Below are 1,267 nucleotides of genomic sequence, written 5' to 3' on the forward strand. Positions count from 1 at the left end.
GGCCGAAAACGCTGTCTGAAAAGGGTGTTGCTTCAAGGGGTTAAGTGCGCTAAAAAGTACGACGGCGTCAGGATCGTCCCTATGACCCGATAGGGATAGCGGGGGGAGAGAACCTATATGCTTACGTTCAAAATCCGATTACGTGGGTTGATCCTCTGGGGTTAAGCCGATGCCCAGAGAAAACACCGGAGCGAGGTAATAACGCCCACAATGCAGCAAACTACCAAAAGCTAAAAGATTATTACGGACAGAGTGAAAAATATGGGGCGGGTGGTGTTAAAGAGCTTGAAAATGGTCGTTATCGTTTTTATGGGGAAATAAAACCATCAAGAACGCCCGGTGAAATGCAAGGTGCCAGATTGGTAAGAGAGTGGGATCCTGTCAGTGGTAATAAGAGGACATGGTACGAAACAGTAGATAATTCTGGACGTGTAAGAAGTGTTGCTCCCAAACCCGTAACACATGAGATGAATCATCATATATTTGATTCAAGTGGTAAATATATGGGGCGGAGGTGATGCATGAGAAAAATTCCAGAAAAAATTGATTTAATCAATAAGATACGTGGTCTTATTTCAGGCTGTGAAGACAGGAAATCTGTGTCTGAGTGGGCGTTTGATATTTACAACGATGACTCTCTGAGAATATCAGATCCAATAGTATCCAACTATCTAGAAATATTAGGGGCTGTAGATTTACCATCTTCGGATAGAGAGTATTTATATACAGAAAATGATTTCAATGAATGGATTAATGCATTGAGTGAATAAAAAAGCCGGAAGTGATCGCAAAGATCCTTCCGGCTTTTTTATTACCGGTCAGTTATCATCTGTAACCCCCGCCAGATCCAGTCCGCCGGGAAAGGCACTCAGCCACTCGGCGGCAGCGCGCTCGTCGAACGGGACCTTGCTCAACCCCGGCAGCATGAACCACAGTTCGCGGATATCCTGCGCGGTAATGACGAGGCAGCCCGGCATCACGCGCAGCTTGAGCGGCAGGCCGGTGGTGAATCCCGCCTCATCCAGCCACTTGCCGCTGATGTTGATAGCGGGCGTAGAGATATCGCCCTTGTTGGGCCGGTAGCCAACGCGCAGATAGCGCTCCGGCTGCGAGATTTTAAAAACGGTGGTGTCTGGCGTAGAATGCGCGTCAGCCATAGTCAACTCCTTGTCAGTTGCTTGTGGTTAGCGGGGTTGCCGTGTTCGCGCACGTCAGCCCCGCGCTAAAAAACCGTTTACGTTAGCGGCTCTTCTCCTGGTCAACAGGA

At 48.5% G+C, this 1,267-nt stretch carries 2 protein-coding genes; one reads left to right on the plus strand and one right to left on the minus strand.

Going from position 1 to position 1,267, the window contains the following annotated elements; all coding sequences use genetic code 11:
* Nucleotides 1-521 precede the first annotated feature (521 nt).
* Nucleotides 522-770: a hypothetical protein gene (locus EDC54_RS17815; RefSeq protein WP_132459482.1), complete on the plus strand. Its 249-nt coding sequence runs from the start codon at nucleotides 522-524 to the stop codon at nucleotides 768-770.
* 48 nt (nucleotides 771-818) lie between these two features.
* On the opposite strand, the gene EDC54_RS17820 is transcribed toward EDC54_RS17815, so the two are convergent.
* Nucleotides 819-1,157, minus strand: a complete 339-nt coding sequence (locus EDC54_RS17820; protein ID WP_132459484.1) for a SymE family type I addiction module toxin — start codon at nucleotides 1,155-1,157, stop codon at nucleotides 819-821.
* Nucleotides 1,158-1,267: the final 110 nt, after the last annotated feature.

The organism is Samsonia erythrinae, from assembly GCF_004342665.1.
GTDB classification, from domain to species: domain Bacteria; phylum Pseudomonadota; class Gammaproteobacteria; order Enterobacterales; family Enterobacteriaceae; genus Samsonia; species Samsonia erythrinae.

Coding starts and splice junctions, on each gene's coding strand:
- EDC54_RS17820 (WP_132459484.1), bottom strand. CDS start 1,157: ATGGCTGACGCGCATTCTACGCCAGACACCACCGTTTTTAAAATCTCG.
- EDC54_RS17815 (WP_132459482.1), top strand. CDS start 522: ATGAGAAAAATTCCAGAAAAAATTGATTTAATCAATAAGATACGTGGT.